Consider the following 19,094-nt stretch of genomic DNA (forward strand, 5'->3'; position numbering starts at 1 on the left):
CTGCACTGCTGACCAGCAGCAGAATGCTGGATGGATGCCACCGCTTGCGGCGGGTGGGCACACACATTCGAATGTACCGACCACACCATAGGAGCGAGAACAAAGTAAGCGGGACATTGAGCCATAACAGGCAATGAATTGCCCTTATTCTGCAATCGACTTTTCGAAATGATGTTCCATTTGAAAAAGATATTCCAGGTACAATCGGACGACATCACGTGTGGTTCCCCCAAAGGGAAAGACATGGTGCGTCAGGTCCGGCAATGCGTTGACTTCCAGAATGCCTCCCTGATCTGCTGTCAGCGGCTGGCGGATATCCTCACAACGGATATCAATGCCAGCCACATCAATCTGGAGAGCTTCTGCGGCTTTAATTGCCATTTGTGCATTATCAGGAAAAATCGCTTCCGTACAGTCCACATAAAACTCACTGATGTTTCCGGCGGCCGAATTGCGATGATCATATAGCTCGATCTCTCTTCCTGCCGCAGGTACCTCCTCCAGCCTGCTTCCCTGTCCAAGCAGAACCTTTCGCAAAGGCTCTGCGTCTTCATCAATCTTGGGAAAGGTCTCGAACTTCCCTATACGGGTCTGCTGGATTCGCTGCTGATTCAAGATTCGAATCAACGCCCGGATGGTTGAGGTGCCGTCCCCTTCTACAAAGACAGGCCGATACTCATTTACTGCTGCCACTTCCCCGTTAATGATCAGTACCCTATAATCCAAACCCGTTATGAATTGCTGTAGTATGATGCTGTTACTATGGGTACCCGCCCGGGCAATAGCCGCTTCCAGTTCCTCGTTTGTTCGAACGTCCAGTGTCACACCTGCACTGCCGCTTGCGTCCAGCGGCTTCACTACAACGGAACGATGCAGTTTCAGAAACTGCGCTGCCTTGTCACCCATTGCCTTGATAACGATAAACGGCGGCACAGGCATTCCCCGCTCATGCAGTAGCATATTACATACCTGCTTGTTCTTAGCGAGCAGTCCAGCGATCAAGGGTAGACGATGCGATCTGGTTTTATTAATGACTCTGCGCTTGTCCCCATAGGACAATTCTAGAAAATCTTCACATTCTGCGAGAAGTGGCTCGCAGGTTATTCCCATTTCTCTTGCTTTGCTTATGATGAGTCGGTTTTGCAGATTATGAATTCCTTTCGGAAACAATGAAAATCCTCCCCGACCGAATGAAGGCGTTCGCTCCTGTTTGTGCTTTCATCGGATTGATTTGATAGAAACAAAATTGATAATGATTATCATTTTCAAACAAAATCTATTTTATGGCAATTTCATTCACCTTGTCAATAATAAGCTTTTTAGGAAAAAAAAGATGTTTTTGCAGGGAGAGAATCCCCAAATGAAGGAATGTTCATGGAACAATGGGCACAACAAATAAGGCAAGCTCTGAATTTCGTTATGTCATAAGCTTGCCTGTGCTATTCGCTGTATGAGATGCAATGAAGTATAGGCTGGGGGTGGATGATAATCATCGGTATTAATGCTTTAATTTGGGGCAGGTGGGGCAGTAATCTTCTGGATCATCTGCGGCGAGATAATAGTAACAACAAGTCTTGCGTACACGAATAGGTGTATCTGAGACAGCTGTTGCTCGTTTGGGCGTATTAAACTGCTTGAGCGGGTTACGGGATTCACCAAAGAGATGCGCAGGTGCATCACGAATTAGATAATGGAAGTCCTCTTCGACACGCTGCTTTTCTTCAGGCGTGGCTCCTTCGGCAAACTTGTTCTCATAGAGCCAGTATACGTAAATGGCCGTGTTCTCCCACAGGACTGAACGGGAAATCCGGGTTGCCTTGGACAGCGATTGCCATACCTTGGCCAGATTGCCGGCGAACATCTGTTCAATCACCTGATCTCTCCATACGTCACGCTGATCCGCCTCTGGTGAGGTCGTCTGCCAATCGGTCAGCCGAGCCTTGGGAAGCCATGCTTCTCCGTGATAACTGGATTCAATCGTGCCGTTGGCAATCTCATAATTCAGGCCTTTGTTGAAGCGTGACATGGCATAGAGACCCGAAGCTGTGATCAAGTAAGCATATCGTTTAGCAAAGAGCGATACAGTAGCCGTTTCGGAGTCCGTCTCAAAGATGCCTCTCACCCCTTGCAAATAGTTCAGGCTTTTGGACGGGTCCAGCAAGTCCGTAAATGGCATCGAAAATGTACGATCTGTCGAGGGCTCCCAGGTCAGACGATATTCGGCAGCCAAGGCCTGCATCTCTTGATCATCAAGCCAAGTGGCTGTAGCGTGTGGTTTCATTTAACTTCCTTCCCTTCCCGTTCGGAATGCACATGGGTGTGCCAAACAGCGGATCAACCGCAATGTCGCACTCCATCTGGAAGACCGTGCGGACCATGTCCTGCGTAACAATGTCTTCCGGTTTTCCTTCCGCGTAGATGGACTTGTTGTGGACAGCCACAATATGGTGAGCATAGCGACACGCAAGATTCAGATCATGAAGAACCATCACTATGGTGCGCCCCTCCTGTTCATTCAAATCGAACAGCAGATCCAGAATATCAATCTGATGGGTCATATCCAGATAAGTCGTTGGTTCATCCAGCAGCAGGGTTTCTGTTCCCTGTGCGAGTGTCATCGCAATCCAGGCGCGCTGGCGTTGTCCGCCAGATAATGCGTCCACGGGCCGATCAGCCAGAGCAGTCAGATGTGTGGATTCCAGCGCAAGCCTGACCATGCGTTCGTCCTCACCGGACCACTGTTTCAGCCATGTCTGGTGTGGGTACCGCCCTTGCCGAACCAGTTGGTTTACCGTCAGTCCCTCTGGAGCAGAAGGACCTTGCGGCAGAATGGACATACGTCTTGAAATTTCCTTGGTAGGCAACTTTGCAATCTCCTCGCCATCCAGCAGTACCGAGCCTGAACTGGACTTCAGCAGTCGCGCCATCGTTCGCAGCAAGGTGGACTTCCCGCAACCGTTGCTGCCAATCAGGACAGTAGTTTTCCCCTTGGGAATAGTCAGGTTCAAATTCTCAATAATAGGCTCTGCGCCATAGGCGATCGTAAGGTCCTTGGCTTCCAGAATACTCACAGCATTCTCCTCCTCAAAACTGATTTCGATTCTTGAACAACAGATACAGGAAAAACGGTGCTCCTACCCCGGCGGTAAATACCCCTGCCGGAACATCGAGCGGCAGAAATACTGTACGGGCAATCAGATCAGCAGCAAACACAAGCAGGGCACCGACCAGTCCCGAAACGATGAGCATGCCGCCAAACATGCGCCCTACCAGCTTCCGGGCAATATGCGGCGCAATCAGACCGACAAAACCAATCGTCCCCGCGACAGCTACAGCAGCCCCGGCCAGCAGTACACTGCACAGTAGCAGCGCTGAACGATGACGCTGTACAGTGACCCCCAGCCCGGTGGCCAGATCATCCCCGAATTCCTGTGCGTTCAGACTCCGGGCAAACCAGATCGCCAACGGAAGCACGATTACAATCACCGGGATGATCGTTCTAACATCGGTCCACGATGCGCCATACACACTCCCTGTCAGCCAGATATACGCCTGGCCAGCCGTATAGAATGGACTAAGGATCAGCATGAAGGTCGTCCCGGCCCCCGTAATGGCTGACACTCCGATTCCGATCAACACTAGTCGAATCGGGCTAACTCCTTTTTTCCAGGCAAGAAGATAAATGATGATTGCGGTAATCATCGCCCCCATAATGGCAAACAACGGCAACAGCTTGATACTGATGGTTCCACCCAGCAGGGTGACAAAACCTACAGCGGCAACGGCAGCTCCTCCCGTTATCCCGATCACATCCGGTGAAGCGAGCGGATTACGGATAATCCCCTGCAAGAGGGCACCGGACATGCCTAGTGCTGCACCCACAAGCAACGATAACAGCACACGCGGCAGCCTTAGCGTCAACACGACAAAGTCATGATCACCTGCGCCCAGACCGAAAATCGTCTGCAGCACATTCAGCGGAGATATGAAATCATTACCCACACTGGTTCCTGCAATGGATGCAATCAATATCAAAACCATACAGATTCCGATGATGAGCAGCGATTTGCGCTCCATTTGCAAGGATAGCGTATCTTTTTTATTGCGAAAAGTAATCATCTTCCTCATATCTTCGTCCCCCCTTTGCGGGCAATATAGACGAAGAAGGGACCACCAATGAGCGCAGTCATAACGCCAAGCGGAACTTCCTGCGGCATGATGATCAGCCGTGCAACCACATCCGCCGCCAATAACAAAATGGCGCCGCCCAGAATACAGTAGGGAACAAGCCAGCGGTAGTCGTTGCCTACAAACGCCCGCATGATATGCGGTACGACTAATCCTACCAGACCAATCGAACCGGCCACCGCAACAGAACCACCGGCCAGCAATACTGTAACGGCTCCCATAAGTACCTTAACCAATAGCACGTTCTGTCCCATGCCTTTGGCGATATCATCACCGGTCAAAAGCAGATTGATCGCCCGGCCCATAAACAGGGATATCACAGCGGCAACCGTCATATATGGCAGTACAGGATACAGCATGTCAAGTGTTCGACCGCTCACTGAACCTGCAAGCCAGAACAACACGTCCTGTAATCCCGTTCCATCCAGCACCAGGATTGCCTGTGTGAACGAAGCAAAAAGTGCAGAGATAGCGGTACCCGCCAGCACAATCTTGATGGGAGTCAGACCATCACGACCGATGGACCCAAGCGCGTACACAATCACTGTTGCAATGGTTGCCCCGGCAAAACCAAACCACATCATCGTACTGAGCGAGGACACCGACAGCACCACAATGGCAATAACGATAAAAAAGATGGCGCCCGCATTGATCCCAAACACACTTGGTGAAGCGAGCGGATTACGAGTTAGCGCTTGCATGAGTCCTCCCGCCACCGCTAAACTTGCACCAACAACAGCGGCAATAATTGTGCGTGGCAAACGTTCCGTCAGAAGTACGACATGCTCCACTGAGCTTTCGTCATAGTGTTGTAGTGCATTCACTGCTATTTGAAATGTTATGTGTGTACGTCCCAGTATCATGCTGGCTGCACAGGCGAGTAATAACAAAATGAATAAGCCGGATAGTCCATAAATTTTCGTACTTGCCTTCGTAAAAAGGGGAAACATATTCTCACTCTTTCATCCGTGAAATGCAAAAAGACCTGCCTGCCCATACGCTTCGTATACGAATGTCCTGGTACATGGCAGGTCTTGCTCCCATTAGTTCAGATTGAACTGCTTGTATAGGTCGTCCAGCATCATGTTGGCCGATGTGTATCCGCCCCCCATGTTCCAGGCCACCTCATCAACCTGTACTAGCTTATTATTCTTCACCGCATCGAGATTTTTCCAGAGCGGACTGCTGGTCCAATCCTTATAGTTTTTCTCAATAGCTTCTGTTTCCGTGCCTGAATTAAAGTTGAAGATCATATCTGCGTTCATATCCGGGATGTTCTCTTTCGAGGTCAACTCCACCCCCCAGGTGTCTTCATCATGTCCAGGCGGTCTGGTAAATCCAAGCTCTTTCAATATTTTTCCGGCGTATCCCATATAGAAAATGCGAACCTGATCGGCTCTAAAATTCGTAATAGTCGCTTCAATGGGAAGACGGTCACCCATTTTGCCTTTAAAATCCGCTACCCTTGCATCCCAATCAGCAAGCAACTTGTCCGACTGTTCCTTCATATTCATCGCTTCACCAGCCGTCTTTACCGTCTCTTTCCAGTCAAACAAAGTCTCGGTAACTACCGTTGGAGCAATCTGGGACAGTTGATCATAGATATCCTCATGTCTTGTTTTGGTGGCAATGATTAGATCCGGCTTCAATTTGTTGATCTCTTCCAGGTTCGGCTGTGATTCCTGACCTACTTGCGTCACACCATCCAGATCATCTCTCAAATATTTATATACGGGTTGCTGAACCCAGGATTCCACAACACCCGTTGGCTTAACACCAAGTGCAACAACAACATCATTGGCACCCTGGAACAAGGTTACAATCCTCTTCGGAGTTCCCTTAACTGTTGTTTCACCCATGGCATGTTTGATAACTCTGGTCTGCTCGTCCGCACCACTGCCTGCTGCATTGCTCTCATTACCACTTGCAGACTTACTTGAAGGGTCTGTTGTCCCTGTAGTTCCACCCGAGGCACAACCAGCCAGCACCGATATCAACAGAATAAGTGCTGTATAAATATGTAGCTTTTTGGTCAATCCAAACATGTAGTCCAACTCCCCCTTTTCATTCTAATTGATATTAAAAATCATTATCAATTGTATTGTAATTCAGTTGGGTACATTGTTCAAGCATATTGATACTGCTGCGGAAGAACTCCCCATGCCCCTGGTTTCATGTTGAAAATCTCCTTGTACAGTAAAGGCTTGGATCAATACAAAATGCTCAGTATTCAAAAAGGCGTAACCCACGATAGTTGATGGGTTACACCTTTATAAGAATTCATGACCTGTCTTCAAAAGACAACGAGCTCAGACAAACACACCGATTAAGGTGTATGCCTGCCTACATATTGATAAGTACCTTTCGGGTATAGTTTCATGATATTTGAGTACATATGCGACCGTATTAAATTCATTTGGGTTATAGAAATGACCCTCTTGATTAAAATAGGCAACATTCGTCACATCCATGAAATCGTAAAAGGAGCTATTTATGATCAGATACGGTATTACTGGATTAACCGGATATAGTGCTATGCTGGATACGTTCATACGGTTCGTGTTTTTCATGAATTGGTGAACCTCCAGCTCATATCCTTCTAATTTATGAGAGAAGTCACATTCTCGGTTGTAAAACAATTGCAGCACGATGCGACCGTCTCCACCATCGACATATTGTGAAAAAAACAAAAGAAATGCCTCCTGTGGTTCTTGATGAACCTGAAATATAGTCGCTCTGCCAGCAACTCCTACGACCTACTTAAGCTGGACTCTTAAAAAAGTCAAATAATGGTGTTCACATGCCACACCTGCCATAAATGTCACCATCAGCACTTTTTTTTCCATTTTTTATTCGTTTCTTGATTCATCAGACTATCCCCCGTAAACGGTTCATTCTTGTTATTAGTGAAAAGATCTTATCATCCGCCTCTGAACCAATTCTGAACAATATTAAAATTTTTTTTCGCAGTCTGGGTTTTGTAACAAATGAAAAAAGAGCGCTCAGCCAGATGGGCTAAGCGCTCTAAAACGTTGATGTACAGGCCGTGTCAGGAAGCCGTAGAATTCCATTGAAAGGTAGCCGCGGACTTGGATGGAAGGGTAGATTTGAAAACCTTATTTCCCTGCCGAACCTTAAATGTCTTTGTGTTCTCTCCCGTATTGGCAGCAATCAGAACAAGCGTACCGTCGGGGTTGCGATAAGCGACCGTTTCAATACTTCCACTATAATGTGTAGAATCAATACGTACCGCACCTGGACGGACGAATCTGCTGGCGTGCCCAATCGCATAGTACTCCACATTTTTCGTAACTGCACCGCTTAACGGGTCGATGGTTACTACACCTCTACAGTTGGCGCAACCTCCATTGGTCGGACCCCCGGACGGGTCAAGTGCGATATTCCAAAAGAGGACATTTTGCGACCAGTTTCGGGGTGCACCAATGATCAGCTTGGACATATCCCAGCTCAAATTATCTCCAAAGCCCGGACTCCACGCTCCCCCACTACATTCTGTCATATATACAGGCTTATCAGGGAAAGCATTATGCACATCTGTCATCGCTGTGGGCTCTCCTTTGTAGCAATGGAAGGCCGTTCCGTGCGTATAGTTTCGAGCCTGTTCATCTCCTAACACGGTCTTGGCATATTCGCTCCCTGTATCCCAGTTATGGTCAAAGGCAATAATGTGAGTAGATAAATGGTTTCGATTTAGGGTGGGACCCAGATATTGTTTAATAAAATTCGCTTGTTCTGCTGCTCCCATACTCATGCTGGGATACTTGGGCGTCGTGAATTCTGGCTCATTTTGAATGGAAATCGCCTGAATCGGAATTCCCTCGTTCGCATAAGCCTGTAGATAACGAACAAAATAGTCAGCATACGCCTGGTAGACGCGCGGATCGGTATAGTCCAAATACCAGCCGTTATAAATCTGCTCCCCATATTTCATCCAGGGCGGAGCTGTCCATGGGGTTCCCATGATCTTTAAATCCTGGTTTCTTCTCAGGATTTGCTTCAACACATCGATCACATCCCGATCCTTGGCGATAGAGAAATGATTCAGCTCATAGTCCTTGCCTGTTGCCACATCGTCATAGGTATAGCTACCAGGCTGTCCCTGTTCATCTACGGAATAATCTGAGGCTCCAATGGTATGGCGAATATAACTTAGTTGAATGCCACTGGCTGTAAACAAATCATTTAACAGCTGATCACGCTGATTGGCAGACATGCCATGATTCATCAGGTATGCGGACGAACCGGACACCGCTGCGCCAAATCCCTCCATCGTCTGATAATGAATATCTGGCTTAATCTCAATCGTCAGTGTATCCGCATTCGCTGCATTTTCTTTACTGTTATCCTTATCCCAACGGATCGGAGGTTGTTGGGTTAGGCGATTCGCCGGATCGGGTGTTGTTAGCCACATGTTGACGTTATTTTCTGCTTTCGGCCCCGGAACATTCCGTATAGCCATATTGGCCAGGACCGCACAGATCAAAATGGCTACTGCAGCTATAAGCAGCCAGATGTCAGTACGTCGTTGCTTTTGGAGTTTTTTCATCTATATCCTCCTCTCCCCATCATTATCCCGTCCCCATCCTCCCTACTATTTCAGCTTTCACTTGGGTTTCCCTTTGCATACCTGTTGGACGTTTACATACCGATAGCAAAAAGAGAGCCGGTGCTTGTGCCCGTGCTCTCTTGAATATAACCATTTTAAAACAAATGTAACGGGATTACTTTTTTGCTTTTTCTGTAGAGGTTGCCGGAATCGTAACACTTCCTGTCAGTCGTAAATCCTGTGAGGAGCTGCCCACATAAATGGGCACTTCACCCGCTGGCATAACCCATGCTTTGGACTTTTCATCCCAATAAGAGAAAGCTTTCGGGTCGAGCTCTATGCGTACCTTCTTCTCTTGACCCGGCTTTAACTCTACCTTGGACCAGCCTGCCAGTTGACGGGATGGAGTCTCTACGTTTGTCGGAAGCTTACCGCTGTACACCTGTACAACCTCAGCTCCGGCTGTTTTGCCAGTGTTCTTCAATTTTAGCGAAACTTCGACGGAACTCGTACGATCGGATTTTTTTCCACTCGCATGCTGTTTTGTTTTCAGATCACTATATCCGAATGTCGTATAGGATAAACCGTGTCCAAAGGAGAACGCTGGTTGAATACCCGATTTCTCATACCCACGATAGCCTACAAAAATACCATCTGAATAGTCACCTATACCGTTCACGCCTGGAAACTTCTCTGGTGAGGACACGGGTGTAGACTGCTCGTTAACCGGGAAAGTTACCGGCAATTTACCCGAAGGATTCACATCACCGAATAAGACGCGCGCTATAGCATTTCCTTGCTCTTGTCCAGCAAACCATGCTTGTACGATGGAAGGGACTTTGTCCTGCCAGGTATCCATTTGCACGGCTCTGCCGCTCATTTGTACGACAATGGTTTTCGGATTTGCAGCCGCAACCGCACGGATCAGCCGATCCTGATTGTTCGGCAGTTCCATATCGGAACGCTCAACATATCCTTCGCTCTCATACGTACGCGTAACAACAATCGCAACATCCGATTTTTTCGCCAATTTCACAGCGTTATCAATCAACTTATCTGACGTATCTGCTGGAGGTTCCCAGCCCAGACGAACCATACCACCGGAATCACGACCATTTGTCGGATAATCAGCGCGGTATTCAATACGTATCTTGTGCTTTTCACCCGCTTTAAGGGAGATGTTTTTCTTCGTAGTGCCCAGCTTTTCACCTTGATTATCCACGAATAGCTTATCGTCGAGATACAGCTTGCTTGATCCCAAACTGGTTAATGACAATGCATAGTCACCATCCTTGGGAGCTGCAATTGCCCCTGTCCAGCGTGCAGATATCAAGCCGTTCAGTGTCGTTGGTGTATTGGGAACTTTAGGGGACTTCGCATTGAAGCCCTGATAATTATAAAATCCAAGGTTCATATTGACTTGGTCATCATTGCGTACAAGAATCGGATTGCCTTCCATCTTGTTATTCTTCCAGTATTCGCCTCGAAGCCCCTGTTCGCCATCTCCATAAGTCGCATATCCAACACTGATATCCTCTTTCTGATCAGATGTAGTCAACAGTGAAGACGGAACAGCAGATGGCCCTGGCATAATGTCTCCTGCAGAGATCGGGTCTGTGCCCGGTGCATATTGGACGGTAACTCCTTTGCCGACACGATTGCGGATGCCCTCTAACGGACTCACGGTATACGTCGGGTTCACCAACGAACTGCCTCCGCCTGCCACAGTGCCGTTATCTGCATCGGGGCCAATCACAGCAATGGACTTGAGTTTATCTTTAGACAACGGTAATGCATTGTTTTTATTTTGAAGCAGTACCATACTTTCCTCAGCCAATTGACGGGCTGTTTTGCCATGGTCACGGGCATCAATTTGATTATTTTGAGCCGGGCGATCGAATAAACCTTTGCTGAACATTTGCACCAGAATGCGCCCAGCCTTATCATCAATCGTTTTTTCACTTACCTTGCCATTCTTAACAGCCGCCAGCAGCTGATCTCCCCATTTACCATATGGTGTCCCCGGTGTTTCCAGGTCCAATCCGCTATTTGCTGATTCGACTGTACTCAGGTTCGCACCGTAATCACTCATCACGAAGCCCTTGAATTGCAGCTCCTTCTTCAAGAGGTCCGTCAAAAGAGTTTTGTTCTCACAAGCAGACTCGCCGTTGACCTTGTTAAAGGAGCACATGGCCCCTCCCAAATCTGCCTTGGCGATGACTTCTTGGAACGGGCGTATGTAAATCTCATGCAACGCACGGTCACTGACTTTGACATTCGTCGTGAAGCGCTCCGTTTCCTGATTATTCATAAGATAATGTTTCGCAGTCGCCAAAACAGGGTGGCTTTGTATACCTTTGACATAAGCGGTCGCCATTTGCGATTGCAGTAGCGGGTCCTCACCCATAGATTCAAAGTTTCGCGATCCCCATGGAATACGGGCAATATCCATCCCCGGTCCAAGCGCAACATTATGAGTTGTATTAAAAGCCTCGTCTCCGATCAAATCACCATACTGTTTGGCAGCTTGGGTATCCCACGTTGCAGCCAACGCAATTGGAGCAGGCAACGCAGTAGATTGCTTGTCCTGCACATCTGGATTGGCGATGCGCACACCCGCAGGTCCATCTGCCATCGTCAGCGCCGGAATACCCAACCGCCCCATCGAATTATTATAAAATCCATAGTAATTGTTGACCTTACCAGTCACCAAATCTATTTTTTCTTCCAGCGTCATTTCTTGCAGCAGCAACGCTGTCCGTTTCTCAGCCGACAGGGCCGTGTTCATCCAAGGCCGATCTGTCTGGCTTCCTGCCGCTCCTGCAATATTCATAGGTCCGATCACAACAGCCGCGATAACTGTCATCATCACCATACGGAACAACCATGTTGATTTCACTTTCACGTTTGTAACTCCTCCTTGATGTTAGGTCATGAGGTGAATGTCTATTCAACTCTCACAGGCTTGCAAAGGCTCTCGATCCTGCGAGCTCCGACAAGAATCGAGAGCTACGGGATAAGCAAGCAAGTCAGCAAAAGCCGCAATGGCTCAAGTGACACGTTTACCACCCTACCGTACATTTTCGAAAATTTCATTGAAAGTTTTTGGAAGTACAGCACTAGGACCTTCATTCTGCTCCATAAAAAGAGAGCGCTCACAATTCACTTAACTGATAATAAAATTACACTTTTGTAACTTTTTAATGACTATTTTTTAACTAATTTAAATTACAAAAAATGATTCATATGTCCCACTCTTGATTGACTCATATGGCGTTACCTATCGTGCGACCAAAGTCGCTATTTGGGAATTGGAAATAATTATGTATAAGAATTTTTCAAAAATCCCATAAGCGACTTCCAATGAACAAGATATAGATCGGAATGGTTTAGTTCGTCTATATATTGCACTTCGGAGCGATTGGAATCGAATTTTGCAAAATCCTGGTATAAAAAAACGCCCACAAACAAAAAATTCCAGAGAACCTGAAAGGTCCCTGGAATTAACGTGATTATTCAAACGGATACCGAAGCCCCCACTGTGAACGAATCTGATCCATCAGTTTCATAATTCCTAATGATTCATCCAAAGAAATAGTAGAACTTTCGAGCAAGCCTTCGTTCAAGCAACGCCCGACTTCTTCTGCTTCAAAGGCATAGCCTGTAGAGGATCGGTCATCCTGAAAGTTTTGTGCCTCTTCACCGTCCACAACTAAAGTAGCCGATGTGCTGTTCAGGAATGACGGAATGTGGATATAGCCCTTTGTTCCATGGATGTATGCCTCATTCGTCAATCCGAGACGGACTGCCCCGTTAAGCATAGCCGTGCGTCCTTTTCCATAATCCAGCAAGATCGAAAATGTCTCGTCAACGCCTGTCTCCCCGATATGAGCAGTGCTCCATACATGCTCAGGTTCAGGGCCGAAGACCATTGAAGCAAAAGAAACCGGATAAATTCCTGCATCTAATAGAGCACCTCCGCCCAGCTCAGGGTTCAAAAGCCGCCCCTCCGGGTTCCAATCTATCCGAAAACCAAATTCCGCCTTAACCAGCTTTACCTCACCAATGTGTCCCGCATGTATCCACTCCCGCACTTGGCGAATCGGAGGCAAAAAACGTGTCCACATTGCTTCCATCAGGAATAGCTTACGCTCACGTGCAAAGCCGATCAGTTCCTCCAATTCTTTACTATTGACGGTGAAGGGTTTCTCACACAAGACCGCTTTCCCCGCCCGAAGAGCCATCAGAACATTCTCTTTATGAAAAGGATGAGGAGTCCCTACGTAAATAGCATCTATCTCGGGATCTTGTGCTAATTCCTCATAGCTCCCGTAAGCCCTTGATATTTGATGCTTAGCTGCAAATTCGGTAGCGCTTTCAATAGTGCGTGATCCAACAGCATACCCTTCTCCATTCGTAACATGCGCCAAATCCGCCACAAATTGATCTGAGATCCAGCCTGTGCCGACAATTCCCCATTTAATCTTTTTGCTCATACTTGTGTCCCTCCCAGCAATTTGGTTAACGTTGACTTACAACATACCCTTTTATTCTAGCAAACGCCTGTCCTAAACAAAAGAAGCATCTGCTAGACGGCGGTTTCTTTTGTGGCCTAGCAGCATCTTCATTTATACCCACTTATTGAATGACGTATCTGTAAAACTTTTTATCCACTTTCATGACTGGAAAACCAATCGGCAATTCTCCAGGAGCTATACTAACAAAGCCGTTCTTCTCATAAAAACGATGAGCTGCTACGAATTGTGGTGTTGTTCCAAGATAGATTTCTTCAATAGACCTTTCCCTAGCCCATCCTATGGCATGATGCAATAATTGATTCGAAACATTGAATGTTTTACCTCTATAGTTTTGTTTTACAAACATCTTTCTGAGTGCTGTCTTACGGTTCCCAATATCTAACAAAGCTATAGTCCCTACTACGTTTCCTTCACTAAGAGCCACCCAAAAGTTGCCGTTACCACGCTGATAAAAGTTTTCAATATCAAGCAAATCTGGCTGATCTTCTTTGGTTATGGCGATACCATATTCATCTTTTTGAATATGTAAAATTAAATCAACAACTTGTGGTTGATACTCGGTTGAGTACTCTTTTAGAAAGATATTATTAAACATCGTTGTGTTCTCCTATGATCGTCAATTGTTATACTGTTAGATTCCCATCAAACTACAGAACCTAAATTATTACCCATATCTCCTTATTCGTGCTCGATAAACGCTCAATATTAAATAACTCAACCTCCGCAACTAAACTAAGTTTCCACCTACACAGTCGAGGATGCGAAATCATTGTTTAGGTGCGAACGTTGAGTTAATTATGAATCTATATATATCAGAATTCTATTCTACGCTTGAAGCTGTGTAAGAATTTGCGGGTCCTTGATCTTCTGATCCTCGGCCAACAACACAACTTTGGATAGAATCTCAGCTGTTCTTGGGTCCTCGTCCAGAAACGGCAGGAAGATGCGTCCACGATGCTGCGAATGCACCGGGATAATATGCAGTGCTCCCTTCGCTTGCTTGTAGACACCCCCGCTTCCCAGATGCACAGCATATTCGCCAAGAGTCCCATCTACACGTGCATAATTCCCATCCAAGCGTACATTGCTAATTTTCAGCAGGCGAAGTGATTCCTGCACAATAACCCTACGCATTTCAATGGTCGTCAGACTGGCCTCTGGATCAACGCCACCTACATGGGCAACACTGACGACCAGATCCACGTCCCGCATAACTTCGGAGAACAGAACAGGAGGAACTTCGTCCAACGGTACGCTCTTATACGTTGTCCGATCAAAGAACTGCACTGTCTCCAGTGTAGGAGCCTCGGTATCCGCTGGTGAGAACCAGTCCGCCATAGCATACAGGTTCGCAATCAGATTCTCAGCATAGTACACCTTCTGAAGTCCGTCCTCATAGCTGACTGTCCATTGGCGACCTTTCAATAGGGATACCGTTTTATTCGGCTGTACCTGGTGTCCTGCATATCGACGGGAAACGGTCGCATTTGCACGTTCATCAGCATTCAGCAAGTACAGCTCACGGAACACCTGCTTAAATGGCTGGCGTATCTGGCGGTCGAATAAGTCCTTCTGGAATTCGCTCCAACGACCACTTTCGAACAAATGAAGGGGATGGGCAATAATCAGCTTATCCTCTTCTCCTATAGTATGCTGTTCAGCAAAAGGAGCCGTCAATACCAACGTTTCCTCATTAAAATATCCGAGGTGATCATCAGCCTTGAAAACCAGTGTCCGCACCAATGGAGCAAGCACAGGATTACCCAGTAATCCTCTCAATTCCTTCACCATAAAGGTCGTACCAGACTCCATAGAGCGTTCCAATTCTTTGCGAGCTCTGCGGTACTGATCCACTAGATCTCCTTTAAGCTCCTTCAGCGACGTAACATACTCATCCTTCTTGAAACGAGCCGGAATGGATTTCAGCGTCTTGCCTTTGCTGACAATTTCAATATCTGCCGCTCCTTCAGCATCAATGACGAGCTGCACCGTTGTAGCCTCGTCCAAAGCATGTGGCTCAAAATAAGACCGAAGATCATCCAGCTTACGAGCTTCCATATCCCATACGAGACGGGTTACGTCATCATAGCCTGCGTTACGTGCCAAATTCCCGAGCGCAATCCGTGAAACGAGTCCCTCACTGGCCTTACGCTGTGCGCCGAATTTTTTGCTTTGTTCCAGAAACCTCTGGATAAAATCATAACGTTCGCGTATATCTGGTTCAGGCGGCTGAGCAAGTGGAATCAGACTGTAGGTCAGCAAATGGTCTTTGTTTCGCTTGTCCTCCACTGATTTTTCCATTTCACTCCGTTTGAGCTTACCCAGCGTCGCATCTGCAAACAACTGGGATCGACGATGATTGGCTCCAGCCGAAATATACTTGGCACAATCGTACAGCAGGTCAAAACGTTCCTCGCCCAACGTCTCATAGGCCTCATGAAACCAGTGAATATCGAAGGCACCATCATTAAAATCTTGTGGAGCAATCGGCGAGTAATGAGCTACAATCGTTTCCTTCTCGGCCGAAAAACCTTCATTGATATGCGCATGGAAATACCATGCCGCACTGCGAAGCCCTTCCCAACCGAGATAGTCTGCTACAATCTCAATCCACTGCGGTGCATACATAGCCGCCTCCAGCAGACGTTTATCTGTAATTTTAGTGTTCTTCAGCTTTTCCTTGAGCAACGTGGCATCCTCGCCATCACTCGGATAACATGCCTTGAGCAAGTGGCTGAACGATTCCTTTTTGGTAATACGATCACCGTAGCCGTACACATAACCACGCACAAACGTTTCCTTGTCGAGACCCTCCAGAATACGGATGAAATAATCCATACCTTCAAATTGGCTCAAGCCCATAACCTTTGGCGTAGCCTCGGTAGGCAAATCGCCTCGAACCAATTCAATCTCTAGCAGTCGATCAATAACCGTACGGCGTATCTCCAAAAATTCTGATTTGCTAGAAATCCATGTATTGCGGGCATTGGTTAAAGAACTCATATGTCTTCTGCTTTCACTACCAGCCAGCAGCTCCCGATACACTTCACCTACACCAATCAACCCTTTTTCATATGCTTTGAAGTAATCCTCCAGATCCAGCGGAGAATAAAAACGATTTTCCGCTCCTGGCAGTTCTGCGTAGTTCACAAAGGTATGGAAAAAGCGCTTAAAGGACTCATCATCATGGACCTGCCCCTTCTCCAGTGCCACCCACGGGCCAGACAATAGATGGAGCATTCCCATATCCTCTTCAGGTCTGTCCTTAGGCATGCCTTGCATTAGTGAATTTAAAGCAAGGTCAATTACGTCAAACGTTTGGTCACCGGATGTGTCCATAAAATAAGCATTAACTAATGTGCTTACCTGATCGGAATAGGTCAGTTCTGCTATCCACTTCTGTACCTCGTTAATGCGATCCAAAGGATACATTTGCTCAGCGAAATCTTTACGCCATCCTTCCAGCAGCTTGTGCTTGCTTTGTTCTGAATAGTCCATGTTAAAAGAAAAGTATCGATAATAGCGATCCAGCGTTCGGTCCATAGGCTCTAATCGGTCATAAAAAACAAGCTCCAGCAGTTCACGCGCTTCCATGCCGCTTTCCTGCAAATAACGGTCCCACTCCTCATAGAGAGGATATAAAGATAGTCTGGAATCTACTTCTTCATCGACCTGAACCAACCGTAGAGGACGAAGGTTCGTCCCGATAAGCAATGTATCTTTGTAGCCCGAATAATACTCCGCAGTATATTCCACATCACGATGATGATGAACAAGCTCGTCCAGTCCACTCAAGAACTGCTTGAGCTTCTCCAATGGACTAACAAAAATATCGGCCAATCGAAAATCACCCAGATCAACTTTCTCTTCCAACCAAGCTTCCTTGACATTCGGATCGTACAGTCCAAAACCGTTAGCCCCTGTATAAGCATCCTCCTGTCCCAGCTTGGACAGCAGTTGCTCCTCTTTGGCTGTAGGTTGCTGAATGATATCCGCCAAAGTCCGCAGGCTTTCATACTGTTCGGCACGATCCGGGTCTGCATATATCTTCGTCAATACTTCCAGTCCACCCAATCGTTGCAGCTCCGCCTTAGCACGCAGCAAGCGTTCCAATGAGCCAGCGAGCGGCTCTTCCGATTGTGAGAGCAACACACCAATGACACTTTGGCGCAACGATCCCGTCTTGAGCTTTAATAAGGCTTCCATTTGTTGCATTTCTGGTTCCGACAGCGTCAGCTTACGTGCCTTGGCCACAGCGAACTCACGGATACTCATACTTTTGTCAGACAAACTGGAAAAAATAAAATCACGTTGTACCGCATCCTCAGGTTTTTGCACAAAATGATTCAACAGTTCACCACGCAGATTAGGGCTAATCTGTTCCTTTAAGGCTATGATTTCCCCAATCCAGGAAGCATCCATATCATAACCAGCGAGATACAGCATTTTTTGAATAGGTGCATCTGAGCGGTGATACAGATTAACAAAATCCAGCACCTTGGAGGGCTCGGTGGACTCACCCTTTTTCATATGTACAAACAGGTTATGAAGTCGTTCAAAATCCTTACGCCGCTCCTCTTTGCTCTCCAGCAAAGGAGTACGCACCACTTTAACGATCCGATCCGCGACCGTCCCGCCTTCTACCCATTCATAAAAATAATTGCTTGTATAGTTCGTCAGTATCCAATATTGAAGCTCTTGGTCCGTTTCACCCAGATATTCTCTCGCAATTCCGAGGCGCACATCCTTGTTGTCACTGTTAGACAGTACATACAGTGCTACGATCTTCTGGTAAGTTACTCCTTGTTCCATGAGTTTCCGAACCTGTCCATACAAATCACGTTCCTCATGTACTGCCGTAGCCCACAAACTCATATAAACTTCATTAGCATTTGAGCTGGTCAGCCATTCCTGGCGCAGTTCACTACGAGTCAATGCTTCATATGCCTGCTCGATCAGTTGACGAACGACCCGCTGGTTGGCGGATTCCAAGCCCATTCCCGTCCATACTGCAAGCGCCCGCACCACTGAACTGTAACGAATGAAGCCTTGGTCGATGATTACCTTCAACAGATATATTAGAGCCTCCGGGGTTCCTTCATCCATTTGTTCCACGATACTTTGGCGCAATCCCTCCTGGAGTTTGGCGGCTGCCAAGATTTCGCCGATCATGCGATAATTCTCCTCCTGATGACTCAGGAGCATGCCTTTAATCATATTGCGCGTAAGTAACGCCGCCTGATTATCCCCATAAATAATAGCTTTTAACGCCTCAAGTACCTGTGAATTACCGTGATCCAGCTCATAAGCAATCCAGTCACCAATCGTTTCCTGAATCCGGTAATCTCTGCCTGGTTCATAATCCTTTTTTGTTAAATAATCCATTACGGAGAACCCCATACAGTCCATTCGGATCAACTGCACCATTTTTTTATAAACCCGGGAAGTATGGGCCGTAATATCCGAAGTGCGAAACGGTTTTCGCGCATACCCTGTGCTGTATGGATATTCAGTCACATGCTCCGTTAGATGTGCGAATACGTCGCCCGTTGTTTGTCCAATTAGAGCATGTAATACCTCTGTCAGTGGCTTAAACAGTGACTCTCCGCTTTCTGTCGCCCGTTCTTTTAATATTCGCTGACATTCGTTAAAAGGCTCCTCGTTCTCCTGTATGTAATGAAGCTTACCCAGTTCCACAACATACTGAGCTAACTCCTGTTGTGGTCCATCCAGTTGCGCCGCGCGCTCCTTCAGTGTGGTGAAATATTCTTGCTCATTGTTCTCTTGATGCATGTTTCATT

General features: G+C 47.0%; 12 protein-coding genes. All 12 read right to left on the reverse strand.

Annotation, left to right across the window (positions count from 1 at the left end; all coding sequences use genetic code 11):
• Positions 1 to 144: 144 nt before the first annotated feature.
• The 12 genes from NLX78_RS17585 to NLX78_RS17640 all read right to left on the reverse strand — a co-directional run bounded on the left by NLX78_RS17585 (position 145) and on the right by NLX78_RS17640 (position 19,086).
• On the reverse strand, positions 145 to 1,170 hold the full coding sequence (locus NLX78_RS17585; RefSeq protein ID WP_254351124.1) for an ATP-grasp domain-containing protein: 1,026 nt from the start codon (positions 1,168 to 1,170) through the stop codon (positions 145 to 147).
• A gap of 328 nt (positions 1,171 to 1,498) precedes the next feature.
• Positions 1,499 to 2,281: an IucA/IucC family C-terminal-domain containing protein gene (locus tag NLX78_RS17590; RefSeq protein ID WP_254351125.1), complete on the reverse strand. Its 783-nt coding sequence runs from the start codon at positions 2,279 to 2,281 to the stop codon at positions 1,499 to 1,501.
• A complete protein-coding gene (locus tag NLX78_RS17595) occupies positions 2,250 to 3,071 on the reverse strand; it encodes an ABC transporter ATP-binding protein (RefSeq protein WP_254351126.1) in 822 nt (273 codons plus the stop codon). The genes NLX78_RS17590 and NLX78_RS17595 overlap by 32 nt, the downstream gene beginning before the upstream one ends.
• A gap of 13 nt (positions 3,072 to 3,084) precedes the next feature.
• Positions 3,085 to 4,128 carry a FecCD family ABC transporter permease gene (locus NLX78_RS17600; protein ID WP_254351127.1) on the reverse strand — a complete coding sequence of 348 codons (1,044 nt, stop codon included), beginning with the start codon at positions 4,126 to 4,128 and terminating at the stop codon, positions 3,085 to 3,087.
• Complete coding sequence (locus tag NLX78_RS17605) at positions 4,125 to 5,138, reverse strand: FecCD family ABC transporter permease (protein WP_254351128.1); 1,014 nt, start codon at positions 5,136 to 5,138, stop codon at positions 4,125 to 4,127. The genes NLX78_RS17600 and NLX78_RS17605 overlap by 4 nt, the downstream gene beginning before the upstream one ends.
• 93 nt (positions 5,139 to 5,231) lie before the next feature.
• A complete protein-coding gene (locus NLX78_RS17610) occupies positions 5,232 to 6,233 on the reverse strand; it encodes an ABC transporter substrate-binding protein (RefSeq protein WP_061830591.1) in 1,002 nt (333 codons plus the stop codon).
• A gap of 264 nt (positions 6,234 to 6,497) precedes the next feature.
• Positions 6,498 to 6,878 (reverse strand): hypothetical protein, encoded by a 381-nt coding sequence (locus tag NLX78_RS17615; RefSeq protein WP_254351129.1) that lies wholly within the window; start codon positions 6,876 to 6,878, stop codon positions 6,498 to 6,500.
• 359 nt (positions 6,879 to 7,237) lie between these two features.
• Entirely contained in the window at positions 7,238 to 8,755 is a 1,518-nt protein-coding gene (locus NLX78_RS17620) for a glycoside hydrolase family 30 protein (RefSeq protein WP_254351130.1), read from the reverse strand.
• Positions 8,756 to 8,930: 175 nt separating this feature from the next.
• A complete protein-coding gene (locus tag NLX78_RS17625; RefSeq protein WP_254351131.1) occupies positions 8,931 to 11,660 on the reverse strand; it encodes a glycoside hydrolase family 3 C-terminal domain-containing protein in 2,730 nt (909 codons plus the stop codon).
• A gap of 607 nt (positions 11,661 to 12,267) precedes the next feature.
• Entirely contained in the window at positions 12,268 to 13,251 is a 984-nt protein-coding gene (locus tag NLX78_RS17630; protein ID WP_254351132.1) for a Gfo/Idh/MocA family protein, read from the reverse strand.
• Between the two features lie 142 nt (positions 13,252 to 13,393).
• Entirely contained in the window at positions 13,394 to 13,888 is a 495-nt protein-coding gene (locus tag NLX78_RS17635; protein WP_254351133.1) for a GNAT family N-acetyltransferase, read from the reverse strand.
• A gap of 230 nt (positions 13,889 to 14,118) precedes the next feature.
• Positions 14,119 to 19,086 carry a DUF4132 domain-containing protein gene (locus tag NLX78_RS17640; RefSeq protein WP_254351134.1) on the reverse strand — a complete coding sequence of 1,656 codons (4,968 nt, stop codon included), beginning with the start codon at positions 19,084 to 19,086 and terminating at the stop codon, positions 14,119 to 14,121.
• Positions 19,087 to 19,094 lie beyond the last annotated feature (8 nt).

The organism is Paenibacillus sp. Lou8.1 (assembly GCF_024213565.1).
GTDB classification, from domain to species: domain Bacteria; phylum Bacillota; class Bacilli; order Paenibacillales; family Paenibacillaceae; genus Paenibacillus; species Paenibacillus polymyxa_B.

Coding starts and splice junctions, on each gene's coding strand:
- NLX78_RS17635 (WP_254351133.1), bottom strand. CDS start 13,888: ATGTTTAATAATATCTTTCTAAAAGAGTACTCAACCGAGTATCAACCA.
- NLX78_RS17620 (WP_254351130.1), bottom strand. CDS start 8,755: ATGAAAAAACTCCAAAAGCAACGACGTACTGACATCTGGCTGCTTATA.
- NLX78_RS17610 (WP_061830591.1), bottom strand. CDS start 6,233: ATGTTTGGATTGACCAAAAAGCTACATATTTATACAGCACTTATTCTG.
- NLX78_RS17600 (WP_254351127.1), bottom strand. CDS start 4,128: ATGAGGAAGATGATTACTTTTCGCAATAAAAAAGATACGCTATCCTTG.
- NLX78_RS17590 (WP_254351125.1), bottom strand. CDS start 2,281: ATGAAACCACACGCTACAGCCACTTGGCTTGATGATCAAGAGATGCAG.
- NLX78_RS17640 (WP_254351134.1), bottom strand. CDS start 19,086: ATGCATCAAGAGAACAATGAGCAAGAATATTTCACCACACTGAAGGAG.
- NLX78_RS17630 (WP_254351132.1), bottom strand. CDS start 13,251: ATGAGCAAAAAGATTAAATGGGGAATTGTCGGCACAGGCTGGATCTCA.
- NLX78_RS17605 (WP_254351128.1), bottom strand. CDS start 5,138: ATGTTTCCCCTTTTTACGAAGGCAAGTACGAAAATTTATGGACTATCC.